Raw genomic sequence first — 20,778 nt, 5'->3', positions numbered from 1 at the left:
AAATTATTTATTTTTTTAAAACTCCGTCAAGTTTTTCTTTTAAAATTTGTGCATTAAATGGCTTAACAATATAATTGTTTACCCCAGCTTTAAGTGCTGTAATAACCTCTCCTTTACCACCTTCTGTAGTAATCATAATAATTGGAGTTTTCTGATGGTTCCCCTCAGATCTAGTTTTTTTAACTAAATCAAGTCCATTCATGTTTGGCATGTTCCAGTCAGTTAAGATAATATCATACTGCATTTCAGTTAACAATTTCCATGCTTTAACACCATCTTCAGCTTCATCAAATTCTTCTTTTGAATAACCAAGTTGCATTACAACATTACCTATAATCCTTCTCATAGTGGAGCTATCGTCAACTATTAAAATTCTCATATTTATACCTTTTTTTAAACTATTCTCAAAATCCCATTATTATATATTATTTGTTTTAAATTTACACTTAATATCATTCTTAATAAAATTATCATTTTATCTAATTTTAAAAATTCTTTAAATATAATCTAAGAAATTAGTAAAAAGGGTAAAGCTATGATTAGAGGTTTATACACAGCTGCAACAGGAATGACTGCAAATCAACATAGTATTGATGTAACATCAAACAATATAGCAAATGTTAATACAATGGGATTCAAACAAGATAGAGCAGAATTTCAAGACTTGATGTATGAATCTTTGAACTTCACAGCAGGACAAACATCAGAGATATCTACAAACCCAACAGGTATGGATGTTGGACTTGGAGTAAGAGTTTCTGGTATCCAGAAAAACTTTTTGCAAGGTGATTTAAAATTAACTTCAAATACCCTTGATTTAGCTATTGAAGGAAACGGTTTTTTCCAAGTAACTATGCCTGATGGTGAGATTGGGTACACAAGAAATGGAGCTTTTAAGCTTGATGCCGAAGGGAATATTGTAAATGGAAATGGATACCTTTTAGAACCTCAAATAACTATTCCTGAAAACTTAACTAATCTTTCAATTGGTAGTGATGGGACAGTTACTGCAGAAGACCCTACTACAGGAGCAGTTACTAATCTTGGGCAAATTACGCTTGTAGATTTTATCAATCCAGCAGGTCTAACACCAACAGGTGAATCTTTATTTAGAGTAAGTGAAGCTTCAGGTGAACCTATTGAAGGAGTAGCAACAGAAGATCAATTTGGCTCAATCAACCAAGGTATGGTTGAATTATCAAATGTAAAATTAGTTAATGAAATGGTTGATTTAATTACTGCACAAAGAGCCTATGAAGCAAACTCGAAAGCAATAACAACTGCTGATAGTATGCTTGATACTGTTAATACATTGAAAAGATAATTTCTAAATTAGCTTCATGTCACTAAATTTAGAAGAGCTAAAAAAACTTCGAGAAGAAAACTTTAAGAAGCATAAAAACAAAAAAAGAGAGTACTATTTAAAAAGTAAAGAAAAAAGTACTCATACTAAATACAAAAATTATAAAGAGATTGATTACTCACAAGAACTTAATAGTGAAAATTTTGCAAAAAATATCAAATTAATTGCAAAAAAACAAAAAGCTCATATTGATGATAGAAAAGATCAAATTGTTCAAAAAATAGAAGAGTATCGTGAAAGAAAACAAACTTATTATCAAAAAAATCGAGAGAAAAGATTAGAATATGATAAAGAATATAGAGAAAAGAAAAAAGAGCAATTAAAAGAGTATAGAAAAGAATATTACAAAAAAAATAAGCAAAAAATTTTAGATAAACAAAAAGAAAAAAGAAAATCACTAAAAGAAGAAAACAATGGCTGAAAAAACAGATGAAGAGATTATAGAAGAATTATCACTTGAAGCAAGTAATGATATTTCTGATAAAGCAGCTTTAGAAGAGCTTACAATAAAAGATGATAATACAGATAGCATAAATGACACATCTAAAGAATCAAATAATGCAACAAATGAACAAATAGAAAAAACAAATGAAAATGTAATAGAAAATGAAGATAAAGATGACGCTGAACTTTCATCAAAAAAAGAGAATACCAATGCTGATGAAATTCCTGTTCAAAAAAAGCAATCTAAACTACAAAAAATACTTATTGGTGTAATCTCAGCTTTAGTTTTAATCCTTATAGTTGGTATTATTTTATATTTCACTGGTTTTTTTGATCCTGAACCTGTAAAAAAAGTTGAACAAGTTGTAGAAAAGAAACCTAAACCTGAAATTGTTTTTGATGAAGATGAAATTAATAAAAAATCTCTTAATAAAAAACTTACACGATTAACTAAAACAGAAATAATGAACAAAGAAGAACTAGAGGCAGAAGAAGAAAGAATAAAAGAAGAAGAAAGAAAGAAAAAAGAAGCTGAACAAAAAGCTATTGAAGAAAAGAAAAAGAAAGAAGAAGCTAAATTAGCGGCACAATTTGCAAAAATAGAAGCAGAGAAACAAGCCTTAAAAGAGCAACAAGATAAAATCAAACAAGAGCAAGAAAACTTCTTAAAACTTCAGGAGCAAGCTTCAAAAGAGTTCGAGAAGAAGAAAAATGAATTATTAAATAGTTTAGAAAACAATTCAGCTAATCCTATACAAAATCTAGAGAGTAACACTGAAGAAAATCAAACTCAAAAAGAATCAATAGCAGAAGAAGAAAACCAAGAAGAAGATTTATATTCTGAAGAAGCTTATAAGCAAGAATTTGAAGAAACTAAACAGATTAATAACTTTTTATCATTTATAAATGTTGCTACTATTGAAGGGGAGTTATATAAATCATTTCTAGATAAAATAACTAAAATAGATAAAAATGTATCTTTATGTAGAGATAATAAAAATAGAGTAGAGATCTATTTTGGCCCATATTATTCAAATAATGAGAGGGAAAAAGTTTTAAATAATTTACTTGAAAATGGTTTTAAATATTCATATTCTGTAGACTTCACGCAAGAAGAGTATGAAAAAAGATGTAAATATTAGAAGCTTTTACGAGTTTTCTAATATTTCAAAAGAGTTTTTAACTTCTATTTTTTTATTATCAATATCAACATCAACAATATAATTTTCAAAGTTAAAAGGTATTAGAAAGTTTTTAGGAAGATTTTCATTTACTAATGATTCATCTGTAGTAATTTCCATATAATCATCAAGGGGAAACCTATGCATCTCTTTTACAGTACCTAATTTTTTTCCATCTTCAAAAACTTTACATCCAACAATATCAAACCAAAAAAATTCATTCTGATCAAGTTGACAATTACTTTTTGTTTCTTCAATCGACGTATAAAGTTGTTGATTTGTTAACTTTTTAGCAATATCCATATCATCATAATTTTCAAATTTAATTAAATCCCGCGAAGGAATATATTCTGATACCTTAAGAGTTGTCTTTTTATTTGTAGTGAAAGTTACACCTTTTTTAAATTGCTCAGGAAAGTCAGAGTCAATGATAAGTCTTAAATGACCTTTCAGACCAACTGCCTTTCCTAATTTTGCAACATAAATTTTATCAGTCATAACTTGTTAATTAAGAGTTCGCAAGAACTTGTATTTTATAAGATACACCATCTTTTGCTTTACAACCATTAGCCATAGTTTTTAAAGCATTAATCATATTTCCGTTTTTCCCAATAAGTTTTCCAATATCTGCAGAGTCTGCTTTTATTGTAATCTCAGTAAATGTATCATCTACTTTATTTGTACTTATAGTAATATCATTAGGTTTACTAACAATAAGTTTTGCGTAGTTCTCTATAAAATTTGTAATCATGCTATCATTCTATAATAAAATTACTTTTGAGATGCTAATTTTTTAACTTTTTCAGATGGTTTAGCTCCAACACCTAACCAATAGTCATATCTCTCTTCATCAATTTTTAATACTTTTGGTTCAGAAACTGGGTTATAATATCCAATTGATTCAATCCAACCAGAATCTCTTCTTTTTCTTGAGTCTGTTACAACTATTCTATAAAATGGTTTTTTGTTTCTTCCCATTCTTGTTAATCTAATTACTGTCATTTTTTCTTTCCTTGTTATTTTTCTTAGTATTGAATTCTAAACTCAACTTCAATATAATCGTAAGTTTACAACTCAATACTAATGTAATTTTACCTATTTTGGTAAATTAAGTCCTCCAGGACCACCCTGTCCTTGCATTTGATTAAGCATGTTTTGCATACCTTTCATCCCACCTTTTGATGAAAGTTTTTTTGCCATTTTAGAAGCATTTTTAAACTGCTTAAGTATTTTATTGATTTGAACCTCTGAAAGACCACAACCTTTGGCAATTCTTTTCTTTCTGCTTGGATTCATTAAGCTTGGTGTTTCTCTTTCTTTTGGAGTCATAGAACTAATTAAAGCTTTAATATTTTTAATCTCATCTGAATTTTCTAAATCCATATCTTTTAATTGACTCGACATACCTGAAAGACCAGGAATCATGCCAATAATAGATTTCATTGAACCTAATTTACTCATCATTGATAATTGATCTAAAAAGTCATTAAAATTAAATTCACCTTTTTTAATTTTCTTAGTTACAGCTTTTGCTTTTTTCTCATCGATTACTGCTGAAGTTTTTTCTGCAAGACCTTCAATATCTCCTGCACCCATAAGTCTAGAAACAATTCTATCAGGAATAAATACTTCTAGATCTGGCATCTTTTCACCAATACCAATAAATCTTAATGGAACACCAACTTGATGAGCAATTGAAATAGCAACACCACCTTTTGTGTCACCATCATATTTAGATAGAATCACTCCATCAATACCAATTTTTTCTTTAAATGTTGTTGCAGTTTTAGTTGCATCATGCCCTGTTAAAGAATCAGCAACATAAAAAATCTCATCAGGATTAACTTTGTTTCTAACATTTTCTAATTGAAGCATCAACTCTTCGTCAATTGCAAGTCGTCCAGCTGTATCTATTAAAAGAACATCATATAATTCTTTAGTTGCTTTTTCTTTTGCAGCAAGAGCAATTTTTACAGGATCTTTTTCATTATCATCATAATATATGTCAACTTCAACTTGAGCAGCAATTTGTTTTAACTGTTCAACTGCAGCTAATCTTTGTAAATCGGCAGCTGCAACTAAAACTTTTTTCTTTCTAAGTTTTAAATAGTTTGCTAATTTACCTGTTGTTGTTGTTTTACCAGAACCTTGAAGTCCTGTCATTAAAATAGTTGTGGGAGGAGTACTAGAGAAAACAAAACCTTGATTTCCTTCAGTAGTTAATACATTTGTTAATTCAGTTCTTAATGCTTTTAGAAATGAGTCTTGTCCTATTCCTAATCTTTTTGTTTCTAATTCAATTGCAGTTATTAATTCTTTTGTAGTTTTATGATGAACATCAGCTTTTAAAAGTGATTTTTTTAATTCTGTTATTGCTTTTTTTAATGAGGCAACATCATCTTTATGTCTAATTTTATTTACTGCATTTTTTATCGAACCGGTTATTGAATCAAACAAAATTAACTCCACTATTTTTAAATTTTGTGGATAATACTCTTTTTTTTCTTTAAGTAAGTTTAAATGGGTATAAATTTAAGTTATATTTAATTTATAAGTATTTTAGAAATCCCATTTAATGGGACTTCTTATTTTCAGAAAGCTTAAAAATTAATTAAAGTCATACACTTTAAACTCTCTTGGTTCACGAGCTTCAAAATCATAATCAAATATTTTAGTTCTTTTTGAGTGTAAAAGAACTCTATTTATATTAGCAGCTGCCTTACCATAAATAGCATCTCCAATAATTGGAAGTCCTGCATAATTTAAATGAACTCTAATTTGGTGAGTTCTACCTGTATCAATCACAATTTTTACTTTTGATTTATTACCTTCAACAAGCATTGGATAAACAGTTGATTTAGCAGGTTTACCTTTTTTGTCAACTTTTGACTTTGCTTGTCCTCTATCTTTTGTAGTTAAAATTGGTTTATCAATTTCAATCTCTTCAATAACTTTTCCATCAACAATAGCAACATATTCTTTATAAACATTATTTGCTTTAAACTCTTTTATAGCTTTTTTCTGGAATTCTTCATTTTTAGCAAAAAGCATTACACCACTTGTTTCTTTATCAAGTCTATTTAACATAATAAAGTTAGGAAATTTACGTGCAACTTCATCACTTGTCATAAAACAAGGTTTATCTAAAGCTAATATATCATCATCTTGAAATATCACTTTTATTGGAGCTAACTCTTTTACTGAAAATTTCATATCAGTTGGTACATCAGCTCTAGCAATAACAACTTTTCTTCCCATTGCTCTTACTAAACCTTTATCAATTAACTCTTTTGCCTTTGAATTTGAAATTCCCTCTTGTTTTGCTAATACTTTGTATGCCTTGTCGTATTCAGCCATTTATATTCCTTTTAATTCTTCTAGAATAGGTTTTATATCACCTTTTTGTCTTAAAGAAGATTTTTCTAAATTTTTTAAATTTTCTAATGTTTCTTTTAATTCATCATTTTCTATTATTTTATAATTTTCAACGCACTCAAATAAAGAATGTTGATTGAAAATATTTTTTCCACTAATTAATTTACATCCAAAATATGCTGGTTCTACTGGATTATGCCCACCTATATTTTCAAAGGCTCCACCAAGAATAACAACATCTGAAATTGAATATATATTATTTAACTCACCTAAAGTATCAACTAATGTAATATCACAATCAAAACTATTGTTTTGACTAAACCTATTATACGATAAATTTCTATCTTTAAGATACTCTTTTATAAGTTTATCAACTTTTTCAAATCTTTCTGGATGTCTTGGGACAATAACTAGTTTTCCAAATTCTCTTTTATAAGACTCTAATATTAGATTCTCTTCATTTTCATGTGTACTACCTGCAGTGATTAGAATATCACTTGGTTTTTTATACTCTTTTGTAACCTTTGGAAGAAGTGCTAACTTTATATTTCCTATAACTTGAATATTTTTTGCACCAAGTTCCTCTAAACGTTTTTTATCTGTAATTGTTTGAGCAAAAACCTTATCCACATTTTCAAATATTTTTTTATAAAAGAAAGAAAACCTTTTATAAGAGCCATAGGATTTATCAGAGATCCTAGCATTTATTAAAAATGTTTTTGCCCCTCTTTTTTTTGCAAATAAAAAAAGTAAATACCAAAGTTCTGCTTCCATGACAACTAAAGCTTTTTGTTTTTTTATCCAAAAAGGAAGAAAAATTTCAAAAGGTAAATACCTTACATTCTTTGTTAATTTTTTTGCCTCTTGAAAACCTGTGTTTGTAATAACTGAAAGATTTACCGTATTAGTGAGATTTTCAACTAATGGTTTTATTGCTTTTGTTTCACCCATTGAGCAAGTATGAAACCAGATACCTTCTTCTTCAAAGGAAGGATTATTCCTAAAAAAAAACTTTGAAGGAATTGCTACTTTATACTTGTCTTTTCTTGATTTAAATAATAAAAAAGGGATTGCTAATATATAAACTAATATTAATAATAGATAGTAGATATAAGAAAAGAGGCTCAATATTAAGCCTCTTCAGTTTCTTCTTCTTTGTATAGAATTCTTCCACAATGAGGACAGTTTATAATCTCTTCTGATTTAATTACCTCAGAATAAGTTTTATCATTAATTTTCATAAAACATCCATAACAAGCTTGGTCTTTTACTGGAACTACTGCTGAATCTTTAGCCCATCTTCTAATTTTTTCATAGAAAGTTAAAATCTTCTTATCAAATTTTTCTAATAATTGACCTCTTTCTTGAGATACATTATTTCTTTCTTTGTTAATTTCTTCAATAGAATTATCAACTGCAACTTGAATCTCTTTGATTGATTCTTCTTCTTCAGTTAATTTCCCTTGAAGTTCTTTTAACTCTTCCTCTTTAGCTGCTGCAATTTCATCTAATCTAATAATCTCTTCATTTGCAAATGAAACTTGTTCTTTAGCAATCTCTTCTTCAAGTTGTAAAGCTTTTAATTCTTTTTCATTTGATACTTCATTATTCTTTTTAGAAATATCTTCTAGCTTAGTTTTTAATTCTGCTAAGTGAATATTGTTTTTTGTTCTTTTTGATTTTACATCATCTATTTGTGCATATGTATCATTAATTTGTGATTTAATAGACTCTGCTACTTCAACAAATGTAGATAATTTTGCTTTCTCATTCTCTATCTTTGGTTCAAACATACTAATAGCAATGTCATATTTTGATAATTTCACCAAATCTTCTAGATATTTATTCAACCGTTTCTCCTTGTGTACAAAACTTAAATGGATTTTTCGAAGCTGTAATTATAGCTTGTAATTTATTTTTTTTCAAATAGTCTTCAATTAATCCCATCATTAAGGGACTAAAATGTTTTTCACTTTCATAGTGTCTTATATCAATTAATGATATACCTCTTGCTTTTGCTTCCATAGCATCATGATATTTAATATCCCCAGTTAGAAAACAATCTGCATCAACTTGAGATATTAAAGACATACCGGCACCTGTTATAAGTGCAACCTTTTCAACTTTTTCATTACATTTTACATATTTAATATACTCTAAACCTAATCTTTTAGAAATATCATTGGCAAAATTTGAAAATGTATCATTAACCTTTGCATAACAAATATAGCCTTCACTCTCAATTACATCAAGACCTAAAATTTCATGTGCAACATATTTATTTAAGTGAGTAGTATCTATATTTGTATGCATCGATATAAGTGCAATATTTTTTTGAATCAAGATTTTTAGTAACTTAGTACTATAAGAATCATAATTTACTTTTTTTAAAGGTGAAAAGATTAAAGGATGATGAGTAATTACTAAAGAGTTTTCATCCATTTGATTTAGGTTCTCTTCATCTAAATCAATTGAAACATAAACTTTTGATATTTCATCTTCTAAACTTCCAACCAATAATCCTGAATTATCCCATTTCTCTTGTAATTCAAAGGGTGATAATTCATCTAAAAAATTATAGATCTCTTTTAATTTCATAATTATACAAATAACTCGGGATTTGTTTTTTCTAAATTTTCAAGTGCTTTTTTTGAAGAGGCACTTCCAATTCTTTTTAATCTATCTACTTCTTGATTTTTATATAAAACAGCACATCCTTGGGCTAATTCTCGAACCTTTAGAATATAATTTTGTCTTTCAGTAACAGAGATAGCTTTTCTTGCATCAAGTGTGTTAAATGCATGTGAAGCAATCATACATTGATCATATGCAGGAAGAGGTAAACCTTTTTCTAAACAAACTTTACATTCATTAAAAGCATCATCAAAATGTCTAAACAATATCTCAGTATTAGCTACTTCAAAGTTATATGTTGAGAACTCATATTCACTCTGTTTATGAACATCTGCATAAGTAGTAATACCATGATTATTTTCATTCCAAACTATGTCAAATACAGAATCTACACCTTGTAAATACATTGCAAGTCTTTCTGTTCCATATGTAATCTCAACGGCAACAGGGTCACATGGAAGACCACCCACTTGTTGGAAATAAGTAAATTGTGTTACTTCCATACCATCAAGCCATACTTCCCATCCAAGTCCCCAAGCACCAAGTGTTGGAGACTCCCAGTTATCTTCAACAAATCTTATATCATGTTTTGAAAGATCTAATCCCAAAAATTCTAAAGATTGTAAATATAAATCTTGGATATTGTCTGGACTTGGTTTAATTAAAGTTTGAAATTGATAATAAGCCCCAAGCCTATTTGGATTTTCACCATATCTACCATCAGTTGGTCTTCTACTTGGAGCTACATAAGCAGTTGACCAAGGAGTTGAATCTAAACTTCTTAAAATCGTTGCAGGGTGAAAAGTCCCAGCTCCGGCTGGAATATCATAAGGTTGAACAATATTACACCCTTGACTCGCCCAAAATTGTTGTAATTTTAATAGAATTTCTGAAAAAGTAACCATCTATTTAATCCCTAATGCTTTATTTATTTTATTTTTATCAAAACCACAAATCCATGTATTTTCTATCAAAACAACAGGTGCTCCACTGCAACCATGTTTTTTACAATCATTTAAAGCTTTTTTATTTGTGGAAAGATCAATTAAATTGTATTTGATCTTTTTTGCCTTGAAATAAGCCTTTGCCTCATTGCACCATTTACATTTAGGTAAAGTAAAAAGTGCAACTTGTTTCATTAAAGAATTACTTCAATTGTAGCTGAGTCACTCTCAACTTTTTTTGCTTGAACAATTCTGTCCTCTTTTAGTTTTACTGCTAATTCTTTATCACTTATTGATAAAATTTGCATTGCAAAGTATGCGGCATTAACTGCACCACTTCTTCCAAGAGCAACAGTACCAACAGGCATTCCAGCAGGCATTTGAACAGTTGAAAGCATAGCATCCATACCATCCATAGCTCCACCTTTCATTGGAACACCAATTACAGGTTTTGTTGTAGTCGCAGCTATAGCACCAGCTAAATGCGCAGCCATACCAGCAGCAGCGATAAATGCAACAGCACCTTTTTCTTCTGCTTCTTTAATATAGCTTTTTGTTCTTTCTGGGCTTCTGTGAGCTGAAGAGATTATAATTTCATATTTTACATCAAACTTCTCTAAAGTATCAGCACAGTGTTTCATAATTTCATAATCAGATTTACTTCCCATTATGATAGATACAAAATTCATTGATTTTCCTTAAATATTCTTAAAATGGGTAATATTATATCAAAAAGTTCCTAATAATTTTATAATCTTAGAAGATTTAAGTTTATTCCAACCTGTGAACTTATATAAAACCAATGAATCATTTTCAAAAATAAATTTACTGAAATTTTTTGATTCATCTTCAATATACAAGGCTTTAGAGTTTGAATATATATTTGAGTTTTCACTCTCTTTTGAGTTTGTAAATAAAACTACAGTTGGAATAAAAAAAGCTTCTGCAATATGGTATGTTGACGTATCAACTGTAACAACCTTTGACATATTAGCAACAATATATGAAAAGTCTAAAAAATTTTGTGAAGAAGCTGATAAATCAACATATCTGTCATCATCAATTTTTGAATCAATTTTAATTGTTGAAACAATGGTATATGCAGGTAGTTTTTCAATTAAATCTTTTAAAATTCTAACTGCTATCTCTTTTGGTATTGATTTACTTAAATTTGCAGAATAAGGATGAAAAAGTATAGTTTCACCTTTAAGCTTTAATCTATTTATTTTCTCTTTTAATTCATTTTTTGGTTTGTATGATGCAATATCTATAGTATTAAATTTTTCTTTTTCATCAATTTTTCTATAATCTATTCCAAATTTATATAAAAAGGCATCTATTTTTGAAAGATGTTTAAAATAACTTCTATTTGTTACTGAACTAAAATCCACAAAAAAATCATAAGCACAAAACGATTTTACGTCTATGGAAAGAGGATTTACACTATTAATAAAATTTTGATTAGAAAATATCATTTTATCCCTAGAGAAAAATTTATTTTCTGAAGCATTTAAATATATATCAAGTTTAACACTTTTGAATTTTTTTCTTAGTTTTTCATAAAAGATTCTTAAAGAAGAACATCCGCAAATCATTTCAGACATTGATAATCCAACATTTCCCAATATCATAATAGAAATATCTTTTTTTAGTGTTCCGTCTAATTGTTTATCTAAATCAACGCAATCTTCGTTTAGGTATGTTGATTTTATTTCATCTTCATTAATCTCTGCTTTGTTTAGATTTTTATATGAATAGTCATATTTTTGAGTTAAAAAATGTTCATTTAAATTTGTAACCCCTAGTTCTCTAGGAAATTGACTTAAATATCTTATTTTAGTTTCATCTATAACTCTTGCTTTATATTTACCTCCAACATTCAAAAAAACTCTTTTAATATCTTCAAAGTCTTCAAATGTAGTTATATAAACAGTTTCGTTAAAAAGATTAGATGGTCCCTTTAATTTAGAATACTTAACTAAAGTACCATCAGTTGTTTTTATATTGATATTTTCTGTAACTCTAAATATAACCATTATTAATTACTACATGAACTTTGTTCTAATATTTCTTCACTATTTTCAACTCTAAGCATTGTTAAATAAGGTAATTTCCCTGGTAATTGAATTTTATTTGTATTTCCACTATGAACAGATTCAAGCTCTTTTCCAGTTTCCGTTAAAATCTTTTTAAATGAAACATAATATTTACCATCATCTTTTTTAAATATTTTTCCTATCTCATTTTCACACTCTTCAATTTCTGAGTTTAAAGGAGCAAAAATTTCTGTCTCTTCATTTGGATAGGTTTTATATTTACACATAAAATGTTTTTCATCTGAAGTTACTAATCCACTAACTTCATAGCTACCTTTACTTAAAGCATATTCATGGTTTTGTGTGTCATTTTTCTCAAATGGCCTATGTATTAAATATGCATCGGTAAAGCCTCTGTTTTTTGTAGTTGATAATTCATACTGGTATTTTTGCGCATCAAATTTATTTAAATAAAAATCATCAATGGCACTTCTATAAGCATAAGCTGTAACAGCAGCATAATAAGGTGATTTTGTTCTACCTTCTATTTTTATTGAATCAACTGCACCAGATTCTAAAATTTCATCAACATGACTTGCTAGATTCATATCTTTTGCATTAAAGATATAAGTTCCAACACCTGGTTCTTCTTCTAGTCTAAATAAAGTACTGTGATCTTCATTTGCTGCATATAATGTATATTCAAATCTACAATCATTTGCACAAGATCCTCTATTTGGAACTCTTCCCATCTGAACAGCACTCACTAAACATCTACCACTATAAGCAAAACACATAGAGCCATGAACAAAAATCTCAATCTCCATTTCAGGTAGATGTTTTTTTATCTCTTTTACATCCTTTAAACTTATTTCCCTAGCAGCGATAATTCTTCTAACACCCATATCGTAATAAACTTGCGCATCTAGATAATTCATTACATTTGCTTGAGTTGATAAGTGAATTGGTATTTGAGGGGCCAATTCTCTACAAAGTCTAACAACTCCCGGAGCTGCAACAATTAAAGCATCAGGCTCAAGTTCTGCCATTTGTACAATATGTTTTTTTAATAATTCAATTTGAGAGTTAAAAGGGAAACCATTTATCGTTGCATAAACTTTTTTCCCAATAGAGTGGGCATAATCTATCCCCTCTTTAAATGTTTCAAAGCTAAATTCTTTACCTGACCTAATTCTTAAACTAAAATGACTAACCCCACCATATACGGCATCTGCACCATAGTTAAAAGCGATTTTTAATTTTTCAAGATTTCCAGCGGGGGATAATAGTTCTATTTTTTTGTTGTTATTCATAATAAGATTTTCCTTATGTGTTTACAAGACACAGTTTGATAATTTCGCAATTATATCAAATTTTTTTATAAAAAAGATTTTGTATTAAGTTAATTAAGATTTATAAGAATAAATAAGGAAAGCTTTTAAAAGCTTTCCCATTCATCGTCATCATTATTATTTGAAGTTATTGTTTTTGAAGACCTTACAGGAGCTGAGACAGTTGTTTTTTTCTCATTCTTTGTTTCTACTTTAATAGGTCTTTGTTCTGAAACTTTTGTAGTTTTATGCTCTTTTTCCCTACTACTTTGAATAGAGCAGTTTTCAGCTTTGATTCTATCCATTGTTCTAAATAATTCTTCAGTCGTAGTTTCTAACTCTGAAGATACACTTTCTAATTCCTCATTTGAAACTTTTTTTGAATTTAGTTCAACATATTCACCAACTAAATTATGAACTTTTTCATGATATTCTTTCATTTTATTCCAAGTTGAAGTTTTAGAAAATTCTTTTCTTTGGCTTTCTTGGTCTAAAATCCATCTACCAAAATCACAATCTTTTGGTGAAGTTACACTCCAAGAATTGAAAGTTCCAACTTCAGCAAAGTTTTTGTTTTTGAAAACTATATGATCATTTTTAAGTTTAGACATTGTAAAAACTAAATCTACATCACAAATCTCTTCTTGTTTTCTCTTATCAAAATTTGCCCTTTCTGCAATATTAAGTAAACTTGTAGATAATTCAGAAACTTCTGTTGCAAGATTACTAATTTGTGTTGCAGATGAAGCATTTACTTGTGTTGCCTGATCTAAAGAGTTAATAACATCATTAATTTGAACAATTCCAGTTTCTTGCTCTTTCGAAGCAGAATCAACATCTGTAATTAATTCAATTGTTTCACTAACCTTACTATTTAAATCAGAATAACCTTTGATCATATTATCTGCAATTGATTTACCTTCATTTGCTTTTGTAGTTGCATTTTCAACTAAATCTTTAATCTCTTTTGCTGCTTGGGCACTTCTACTTGCAAGATTTCTAACTTCTTGTGCTACAACTGCGAAGCCTTTTCCAGCTTCACCTGCTGTTGCTGCTTCTACAGCTGCATTTAAAGATAAAATATTTGTTTGGAATGCAATTTGATCAATAACTGTAATTGCATCATTAATAGCATGAACTTGTGTATCAATATCATCCATTGCTGATGTTGTTTTAGTTGCTAAATTTTCACCATCACGTGCAGATTTATTTAAATCATTTGCCAAGATTGACATTCTATTTACTTTTTCATTACTTGATTTAATAATTGATGTTATCTCTTCTACTGCTGCTGCTGTTTGCTCTAAAGATGCAGCTTGATCATTTGCTGAATCCGAAAGTTGATTAGAAGATGATGATAAGATTTCAATATCTGCATTTAATTTTTCACCTGTTTTTGTTATCATTGATAAAAATTCTGATACAGTACCACCTAGTTCCCTTGTACTTGCAAAGATTGAACCAATAATACCATTAGAACCTTTTTTAGAAGAGGTCAATGATGAATCAAAATTAGAATCACCATATTCAAGTAAAACTTTATTTATATCTTCTAATTTATCATTTGTTGAATCTATCATTGAGTTAATTGATTCTCTTAGTTTTTGAATAGTAGGATTATTAGATGTTTTTTCAACTTTATATACATAAAAACCATTTTTTATTTTTCTAATAACATCTTCAACCTCTTCAATGACTAAAGCATCTTGAGCATATCCAGCTTTTAACTTGTCAACATACCCATTAAAGGCATCAACTAAAGATCCAATCTCATCATCATTAGATTTTCTTATTCTTTCACTTCTATCATTACCTGAACCTAAATATTCAACTGCTTCTTTTAAGTCTTCAATAGGTCTAATGATAATTTTTTTAACTAAAAATGAATAAACTAAATAAATTATAATAATTGCTAAGATAGTAAAAAAAGAGAAATAAATAATGATATCATTGATCTCTTCATTTGTTTGTTGTTCCATTTTTAAGATATGTTCTTCAATATCATCTACATAAGCGCCAGTTCCTATAATCCAATCCCAAGGTTCAAATTTTTTAACGTAAGAGTACTTTAATTGTGGAGCATCTTTCCCTGGTTTTTCCCACATGTAATCAACTAAACCACCTAAGTTTTTAGTCTTTGATACTTTAACCATTTCATTGAATAAAAACTTTCCATTTGGATCTTTAACTTTTGATAGGTTTTTACCATTTAGTGATGGTTTTATAGGATGCATAATCATTTTTGGTTCTGAATCATTTATCCAAAAGTAACCACTTTTCCCATATCTCATTGCAGAAATAGATTTTAATGCCTCACTTTTTAGGTTTTCAGAAACATCTGAAACATATTCACCTGTTCCTAAAACCCAACCGAAAGGTTCAAAAAGTTTTACAAAAGATACTTTTGGTTGTGGTTTTTCAAATCCTGGCTTTGGCCAAACATAATCAACAAAACCTTCTTTATTAGCTTTTGCAACTGCTGCAAACTCTTTAAAGATTTGTTTTCCACCTTTATCTTTATAATTATATAAATCTTTACCATCAAGTTGTGGCTTAATTGGATGCATAACAATAACAGCATCTAAATCATTGATCCAGAAGTAACCATTCTCCCCATACCTGGTCCCCTCAACTATACTTTTTAGTTTTTCTTTTAATTCATTTTCAGGTAATAAATCTTTATTTTTTTCATATTCATGATTCAAAATAGAAAATATGAATTTTGCTTCAGATTTTAAAGTCTCTTGAACTTCAACTTTAACTTTTTCAATCGATGTTCTTTCATAATATGAATCGACTGTTTTTAAAGCCAATGAAACATAATTTTCAAGTTCCTTTTCCTTATTTGAGTAAGCCTCTTGCTTAAAGTTCTCGATTTTTTCTTTTGATACTTTTTTTAAAGTGTAGATTGACTGAGTTGCAATTAATAAAGATACAATTACAATTGCAAGCAAAGATATAATTAACAACTTCCCTTTGATTGATATTTTTGATAGCATGAACCTTCCCGTTTCCCATTATTTTGAACTTATTATAATGCTAATATATTAAAATGTCAAGTAAGTTTCCACTTATAAATAATTATTATTTTATTTTATGTTATTATGTTAAAATAAGAAATCAAAGGATTTTTATGATTAAAAAACTATTTAAGAAAGCAACTATTGATGATTTATTAAAAGAGTTAAAAAGTTCAACTTTTAAAGAAGACAAAGTTGATTCTATGTTAGAACATTTAAATATTAATCATATAAATCAAAATAATGAGAATTTCTTACATTTAATGATTTTAAATAATAAAATTGAATCAGCAAAATGGCTTGTAAAAAAAGGTATAGATATAAACTATCAGGACTCAAAAGGAAATTCACCTTTGATGTTAGCTTCTAAAGATGGATTTTTGAGTGCAATTGATTTATTACTTGAAAAAAAAGCTGATGTAAATTTAGAAAACTATAGTGGCTATTCAGCCATTGACTTTGCTGCATATAATGGACATTTTGCTGCATATAAGAAACTAAAACCTTTGGTAAAAGATTTAAATAAAAAAAATAAAAAAAATGAATCAATTTTACATTTTGCAGTAAAATCACATAATTTGGAAATAATAGATGATTTATTAGAGGAAAAGAGATTTATAAATGATGATTCCATATTATTTTTTAAAGAATCATTTGAAAATATAGATGTCTTAAATAATCTATTAGATAGATTTGATAGTTTAGAGAAATTAGATCACAATGGAAGAAACCTACTATTTTATGTCATTGAAAATGGTTTTGAATGCCAAAATGTTTTTCTAAAACTTCTAGAAGAGGGTTTAGATGTAAACTGTATTGATAAAAAAGGAAATAACATACTTTTACATCTAATTGAATACATAATCTACAAAGAAAACAATCTTGTTATTGATACAAAAGAAGATCTAGAAAAACATAAAAAAGATATAAAAAACCTAATTGATATAATTCCAACAATTATTGAATCTAATATTGATACAAGAACATCAAACAATAACAATGAAACTGTTTTATCTCTTCCTTCAAAAAATCAACATTTGGAGCTTTTAAATTTACTATTAGATTGTGAAGTACCAGTTGATATTGTTGATAAGAATAATAACACGGCATTAAGTTTAATAATAGAAAAAGGAAATAGTTATCTTGAAACAACTCATATATTACTTGATTATGGAATAAATCCAAATATTAAGGATTCGAAAAACCATACTGTAATTGAAAAACTAATTGATGCAATTTTAATTGTTAGAGAAGAAAAAAAAGCTAGACCTATCCAAAGAAAAAACCTTGATTTTAAAAGTGATTATGTATCTATCCTAGAAAGTGTTTTAGTAAATACAGATGTTAAATTGAAACAATATAATTCAAAGGATGAGCCATATTTCTTTGAAGCATTAAGATATGGAGCAACTGATATTGTAAAACTTTTAATAAAATATGGTGCAGACATAAATGCTCAAGATAAAGATGGCAATAATATTATCTATAAATATATGCTAGAGAATCAAGAGTTTAAAAAAGAGAAAGAGCAAAAAAACTATTATAACAATTTACAAGCAATAATCATTATGGGTGCAAATGTAAATGCAAAAGATTCTTATGGTGGAATCACTTTACATAAAGCTATACTAGACTGCGATATGACAGTTATAAAGATGCTTTTACATAGTGGTGTGGATATGAATGCAATTGATAATAGAGGAAGACATATATTACATAATGCTGTTTGGAAAAATGATATTAAAATTTTTAAACTTATTTATTCTTATAATAAGTCTTTGTTAAATGAGCCTGATAAATTTGGCGTCTTACCTATAAATTATGCAGCTTTTTTAGGATACACTGATATGGTATTAGAATTTATTGAACTTAGTGCCCATGTTAATAACCCTTACAAAAAGACAAAATATATTTTAAATTTTCTAAAAAAGTTTCATAAAAGTTTAAACACTTTGATAGTAAATGCAAGAACAAAAATTCAAAAAGATAAAATAAAAATTTTAGTAGAAAATATGAAAAAAGAGTTTGAAGTTAATTCTTAAACTCTTTTTTCTTCTAAAAGATTTTTAGCAAAAGAAAAAGCATCTTTTGTGACACTTTCCCCACTTATCATCCTAGCAATTTCATTTACCCTTGATTCATCATCAAGTTTTTTTACAGTAGAAACACCATTTTTCTTATCAACTAAAAAATGTTGATGTGCAGTTGATGTTAACTGAGGTTGATGTGAAATAGCAAATATTTGATAAGATTTTGATAGTTTGTTTAAAACTGTTGCAATTGCAGAACTTTCTTTTCCACTTAAATTTGCATCAATCTCATCTAAAAATAAAATTCCATTATTTACAATATCAAACTCACTAATAGAAGTAAGAAGTGCCAGTCTAAGTCTGTTAAACTCCCCTGAACTAATTGTCTCAAGGTTTACTCCATTTAACTCAAAAAGAATCTCATCAATTCCATCTTTTGTTAAACTTTTCTCTTCAACTTTTATTTTTGCATTAGAAAGATATAAAAACTTTAAATAGTGATTCATTCTCTCTTCTAATATTTTTACTGCTTTTTTTCTATACTTACTAATATCTTTTGATAAAGCCTCAACTTCAATAGTGATTTTTTTATATTTTTTTTCTAATACAGATTTTTCAAAGGATATATTTTCATAAGATTCTAACTCTTTTTCTTTATTCTCTTTATATTCTATTGCCTCTTTAATAGAGCCAAATCTTTTTTGTAAAGATGAAAGTTTTTCAATTCTATCTAAAACAGTTTCAATATCTAATTCTTCTAATTCATATAAAGAATCGTTAAATCTTTCATAAAGATTATTTAACTCATTAATAGCCTCATCAAAAAAACTACTATCCTCATCTAGTAAAAATAGTGTTTCGTTAACTGCTGAAGTGTAATTAAAAATAGCTTGAGATTTTTCAATAGATTCTTCTATCTTTTCTTTTTTAGATAATTTCTTTTTAATTAAAGCTAACTCTTCATACTCTCCAACTTGTGGGTTTATTGAGTTAATTTTATCTATTTCAAATTTTGCAAACTCTTTTAAGTCTTCAAGCTTTGACTCATCATTTCTAATTTTCTCTAATTCTTTTTGAATAGATGAAAGTTCTTGATACTTTTCATCAAATTGTAATTTTATTGAACCATAATCCTTCTCATATTTTTTGCAATAAAAGTCTAAAAAAGAAATTAGTTTTACTGAATCAAAATCTGAGTTATCTTTTAAATGTAAATGTCTAATAAGCGTTTTTGAAAATTGATTTAGATTTTTTTTAGAAATTGTTTGAGCATTTAAAAAATATCTAGTTTTATCTTTTTTTATCTCTTTAATCGTAATGTCATCATCTTTTTGTATATCATAAGCTTCATCTACAATTCCCATGTTAGTCAAGGTTATTTCACCAAGTCTTGCTTTACACTCCCCTATTCCAAATAAAGATAACATTGATTGCATTAAAACAGATTTTCCAGCTCCACTAGGACCTGTAAAAACAACTAAACCATTATCTAATTCTAATTCAACATCCTTAAATGATAAAAAATCATTTAAATAAATTCTATTAATCAATTATTTCCCCATCCTAATTTCTCATTTAAAACTTTAAAGAAATCTCTTTTTGTTCTATGAATAAGTTTAGCTTTTTTATCTGCAATTGTAACTTTAATAATTGCTTCATTTTTGGCTTCTACAATATCTTGCCCATCAATTAAAATAACAGCTCCTTGGGAGTCTTTTATTTTGAATTCTATTTCTATTTCTGCTGGCATTACAAGTGGTCTTTGTGTTAAAGAGTGTGATGCAACAGGAGTTATAATAAAAGCTTCAGTTAAAGGGTAAACTATTGGACCTCCTACAGAAAGATTATATGCAGTTGACCCTGTTGGAGTTGAGATAATTACACCATCACCATGATAAGAATTAAAAGATTCACCATTAATTTTTGCATTCACTTTTAACATAGAAGAGACTGATTTTCTAGAAATCACTATATCATTAAAGGCAACATAGGTTTTATCACCAATTTTACACTCAACTAACATTCTATTATCAATTCTATAATTATCATCCATTAAATCATTTAAAAATTCTGGAAGTTCTTCAAATACAATATCAGTTAGAAAACCTAAAGTTCCCATATGAATACCTAAAATTGGAATATCATACTTAAAAGAACTTCTTACAGCAGACAATAAAGTTCCATCTCCTCCAATAGATAAAAGAATATCTGCTTCTTGACAGATTTCTTCTAAACTTTTTCCTTGCTTTTCATTTATCATCTTTGCTGAGTTTTCTTCAAGAATAAATTCTATATTATGTACATCAAAACATTTTTTTATCTTGTAAAAATCTTCTTTTATTTCAGGGGAATTAGGCTTTAAAAAAATTCCTGCTTTTTTTATAGATTTTAATCTTTCTGAACTTTTTGTTAATCTCAAT

The 20,778-nt window shown here is 27.8% G+C and carries 21 protein-coding genes; 4 read left to right on the top strand and 17 right to left on the bottom strand.

What is annotated here, in order from left to right:
- Positions 1-7: 7 nt before the first annotated feature.
- Positions 8-379 (bottom strand): response regulator, encoded by a 372-nt coding sequence (locus tag AC2TY9_RS07065; RefSeq protein WP_489780240.1) that lies wholly within the window; start codon positions 377-379, stop codon positions 8-10.
- Positions 380-535: 156 nt separating this feature from the next.
- Between AC2TY9_RS07065 and flgG the strand changes: the two genes are divergently transcribed.
- From flgG to AC2TY9_RS07050, 3 genes are read left to right on the top strand one after another with little or no spacing between them, the layout of a single operon-like run.
- Positions 536-1,324, top strand: a complete 789-nt coding sequence (flgG, locus tag AC2TY9_RS07060; protein ID WP_489780239.1) for a flagellar basal-body rod protein FlgG — start codon at positions 536-538, stop codon at positions 1,322-1,324.
- A 16-nt stretch (positions 1,325-1,340) separates the two neighbouring features.
- Positions 1,341-1,784: a hypothetical protein gene (locus tag AC2TY9_RS07055; protein WP_489780238.1), complete on the top strand. Its 444-nt coding sequence runs from the start codon at positions 1,341-1,343 to the stop codon at positions 1,782-1,784.
- A complete protein-coding gene (locus AC2TY9_RS07050) occupies positions 1,777-2,949 on the top strand; it encodes a flagellar basal body-associated FliL family protein (RefSeq protein WP_489780237.1) in 1,173 nt (390 codons plus the stop codon). The genes AC2TY9_RS07055 and AC2TY9_RS07050 overlap by 8 nt, the downstream gene beginning before the upstream one ends.
- A gap of 6 nt (positions 2,950-2,955) precedes the next feature.
- Here the strand turns inward: AC2TY9_RS07050 and rimM are convergent, their stop codons facing one another.
- The 14 genes from rimM to AC2TY9_RS06980 all read right to left on the bottom strand — a co-directional run bounded on the left by rimM (position 2,956) and on the right by AC2TY9_RS06980 (position 16,307).
- Positions 2,956-3,486 carry a ribosome maturation factor RimM gene (gene rimM / locus AC2TY9_RS07045; RefSeq protein WP_489780236.1) on the bottom strand — a complete coding sequence of 177 codons (531 nt, stop codon included), beginning with the start codon at positions 3,484-3,486 and terminating at the stop codon, positions 2,956-2,958.
- A 10-nt stretch (positions 3,487-3,496) separates the two neighbouring features.
- A complete protein-coding gene (locus tag AC2TY9_RS07040) occupies positions 3,497-3,739 on the bottom strand; it encodes a KH domain-containing protein (RefSeq protein WP_138153275.1) in 243 nt (80 codons plus the stop codon).
- A gap of 20 nt (positions 3,740-3,759) precedes the next feature.
- Positions 3,760-3,990: a 30S ribosomal protein S16 gene (gene rpsP, locus AC2TY9_RS07035; protein ID WP_489780235.1), complete on the bottom strand. Its 231-nt coding sequence runs from the start codon at positions 3,988-3,990 to the stop codon at positions 3,760-3,762.
- Between the two features lie 93 nt (positions 3,991-4,083).
- Entirely contained in the window at positions 4,084-5,445 is a 1,362-nt protein-coding gene (gene ffh / locus AC2TY9_RS07030) for a signal recognition particle protein (protein ID WP_489780234.1), read from the bottom strand.
- A gap of 150 nt (positions 5,446-5,595) precedes the next feature.
- Positions 5,596-6,345, bottom strand: coding sequence for a pseudouridine synthase family protein (locus tag AC2TY9_RS07025; RefSeq protein ID WP_489780233.1), 750 nt, complete (start codon positions 6,343-6,345; stop codon positions 5,596-5,598).
- Positions 6,346-7,494 carry a lipid IV(A) 3-deoxy-D-manno-octulosonic acid transferase gene (gene waaA / locus AC2TY9_RS07020; RefSeq protein ID WP_489780408.1) on the bottom strand — a complete coding sequence of 383 codons (1,149 nt, stop codon included), beginning with the start codon at positions 7,492-7,494 and terminating at the stop codon, positions 6,346-6,348. It abuts the gene before it with no gap.
- On the bottom strand, positions 7,494-8,213 hold the full coding sequence (locus tag AC2TY9_RS07015) for a zinc ribbon domain-containing protein (RefSeq protein WP_489780232.1): 720 nt from the start codon (positions 8,211-8,213) through the stop codon (positions 7,494-7,496). The genes waaA and AC2TY9_RS07015 overlap by 1 nt, the downstream gene beginning before the upstream one ends.
- Positions 8,206-8,961, bottom strand: coding sequence for a Nif3-like dinuclear metal center hexameric protein (locus AC2TY9_RS07010; protein WP_489780231.1), 756 nt, complete (start codon positions 8,959-8,961; stop codon positions 8,206-8,208). Before AC2TY9_RS07010 ends, AC2TY9_RS07015 begins: the two co-directional genes overlap by 8 nt.
- A gap of 2 nt (positions 8,962-8,963) precedes the next feature.
- Positions 8,964-9,902: a glycine--tRNA ligase subunit alpha gene (glyQ, locus tag AC2TY9_RS07005; protein ID WP_489780230.1), complete on the bottom strand. Its 939-nt coding sequence runs from the start codon at positions 9,900-9,902 to the stop codon at positions 8,964-8,966.
- A complete protein-coding gene (locus tag AC2TY9_RS07000; RefSeq protein ID WP_489780229.1) occupies positions 9,903-10,136 on the bottom strand; it encodes a glutaredoxin family protein in 234 nt (77 codons plus the stop codon).
- A complete protein-coding gene (purE, locus tag AC2TY9_RS06995) occupies positions 10,136-10,630 on the bottom strand; it encodes a 5-(carboxyamino)imidazole ribonucleotide mutase (RefSeq protein ID WP_489780228.1) in 495 nt (164 codons plus the stop codon). The genes AC2TY9_RS07000 and purE overlap by 1 nt, the downstream gene beginning before the upstream one ends.
- 39 nt (positions 10,631-10,669) lie before the next feature.
- Positions 10,670-11,977, bottom strand: a complete 1,308-nt coding sequence (locus AC2TY9_RS06990; protein ID WP_489780227.1) for a glycosyltransferase family 9 protein — start codon at positions 11,975-11,977, stop codon at positions 10,670-10,672.
- A 2-nt stretch (positions 11,978-11,979) separates the two neighbouring features.
- A complete protein-coding gene (locus AC2TY9_RS06985) occupies positions 11,980-13,290 on the bottom strand; it encodes a peptidase U32 family protein (protein ID WP_489780226.1) in 1,311 nt (436 codons plus the stop codon).
- A gap of 125 nt (positions 13,291-13,415) precedes the next feature.
- Entirely contained in the window at positions 13,416-16,307 is a 2,892-nt protein-coding gene (locus tag AC2TY9_RS06980) for a methyl-accepting chemotaxis protein (RefSeq protein ID WP_489780225.1), read from the bottom strand.
- 134 nt (positions 16,308-16,441) lie between these two features.
- Between AC2TY9_RS06980 and AC2TY9_RS06975 the strand changes: the two genes are divergently transcribed.
- The gene (locus AC2TY9_RS06975; RefSeq protein WP_489780224.1) at positions 16,442-18,370 is read left to right on the top strand and encodes an ankyrin repeat domain-containing protein; all 1,929 of its coding nucleotides are present in this window, start codon (positions 16,442-16,444) and stop codon (positions 18,368-18,370) included.
- Here AC2TY9_RS06975 and AC2TY9_RS06970 read toward each other — a convergent pair.
- Both AC2TY9_RS06970 and AC2TY9_RS06965 read right to left on the bottom strand, forming a co-directional pair.
- Complete coding sequence (locus tag AC2TY9_RS06970) at positions 18,367-19,908, bottom strand: AAA family ATPase (RefSeq protein ID WP_489780223.1); 1,542 nt, start codon at positions 19,906-19,908, stop codon at positions 18,367-18,369. The two genes, AC2TY9_RS06975 and AC2TY9_RS06970, sit on opposite strands and share 4 nt — an antisense overlap.
- Complete coding sequence (locus AC2TY9_RS06965; protein ID WP_489780222.1) at positions 19,905-20,777, bottom strand: NAD(+)/NADH kinase; 873 nt, start codon at positions 20,775-20,777, stop codon at positions 19,905-19,907. Before AC2TY9_RS06965 ends, AC2TY9_RS06970 begins: the two co-directional genes overlap by 4 nt.
- Position 20,778 lies beyond the last annotated feature (1 nt).

The sequence above is a fragment of the Arcobacter sp. ISO1 genome (assembly GCF_058105185.1).
Note: the sequence above shows the minus strand (reverse complement) of the source record. Positions and strands in the feature narration are given on the sequence as shown.

Bases quoted from the DNA above. Each gene is read 5' to 3' on its own strand.
- AC2TY9_RS07065 (WP_489780240.1), bottom strand. From the start codon at position 379: ATGAGAATTTTAATAGTTGACGATAGCTCCACTATGAGAAGGATTATA.
- flgG (WP_489780239.1), top strand. From the start codon at position 536: ATGATTAGAGGTTTATACACAGCTGCAACAGGAATGACTGCAAATCAA.
- AC2TY9_RS07055 (WP_489780238.1), top strand. From the start codon at position 1,341: ATGTCACTAAATTTAGAAGAGCTAAAAAAACTTCGAGAAGAAAACTTT.
- AC2TY9_RS07050 (WP_489780237.1), top strand. From the start codon at position 1,777: ATGGCTGAAAAAACAGATGAAGAGATTATAGAAGAATTATCACTTGAA.
- rimM (WP_489780236.1), bottom strand. From the start codon at position 3,486: ATGACTGATAAAATTTATGTTGCAAAATTAGGAAAGGCAGTTGGTCTG.
- AC2TY9_RS07040 (WP_138153275.1), bottom strand. From the start codon at position 3,739: ATGATTACAAATTTTATAGAGAACTACGCAAAACTTATTGTTAGTAAA.
- rpsP (WP_489780235.1), bottom strand. From the start codon at position 3,990: ATGACAGTAATTAGATTAACAAGAATGGGAAGAAACAAAAAACCATTT.
- AC2TY9_RS07025 (WP_489780233.1), bottom strand. From the start codon at position 6,345: ATGGCTGAATACGACAAGGCATACAAAGTATTAGCAAAACAAGAGGGA.
- AC2TY9_RS07010 (WP_489780231.1), bottom strand. From the start codon at position 8,961: ATGAAATTAAAAGAGATCTATAATTTTTTAGATGAATTATCACCCTTT.
- glyQ (WP_489780230.1), bottom strand. From the start codon at position 9,902: ATGGTTACTTTTTCAGAAATTCTATTAAAATTACAACAATTTTGGGCG.
- AC2TY9_RS07000 (WP_489780229.1), bottom strand. From the start codon at position 10,136: ATGAAACAAGTTGCACTTTTTACTTTACCTAAATGTAAATGGTGCAAT.
- purE (WP_489780228.1), bottom strand. From the start codon at position 10,630: ATGAATTTTGTATCTATCATAATGGGAAGTAAATCTGATTATGAAATT.
- AC2TY9_RS06990 (WP_489780227.1), bottom strand. From the start codon at position 11,977: ATGGTTATATTTAGAGTTACAGAAAATATCAATATAAAAACAACTGAT.
- AC2TY9_RS06985 (WP_489780226.1), bottom strand. From the start codon at position 13,290: ATGAATAACAACAAAAAAATAGAACTATTATCCCCCGCTGGAAATCTT.
- AC2TY9_RS06980 (WP_489780225.1), bottom strand. From the start codon at position 16,307: ATGCTATCAAAAATATCAATCAAAGGGAAGTTGTTAATTATATCTTTG.
- AC2TY9_RS06975 (WP_489780224.1), top strand. From the start codon at position 16,442: ATGATTAAAAAACTATTTAAGAAAGCAACTATTGATGATTTATTAAAA.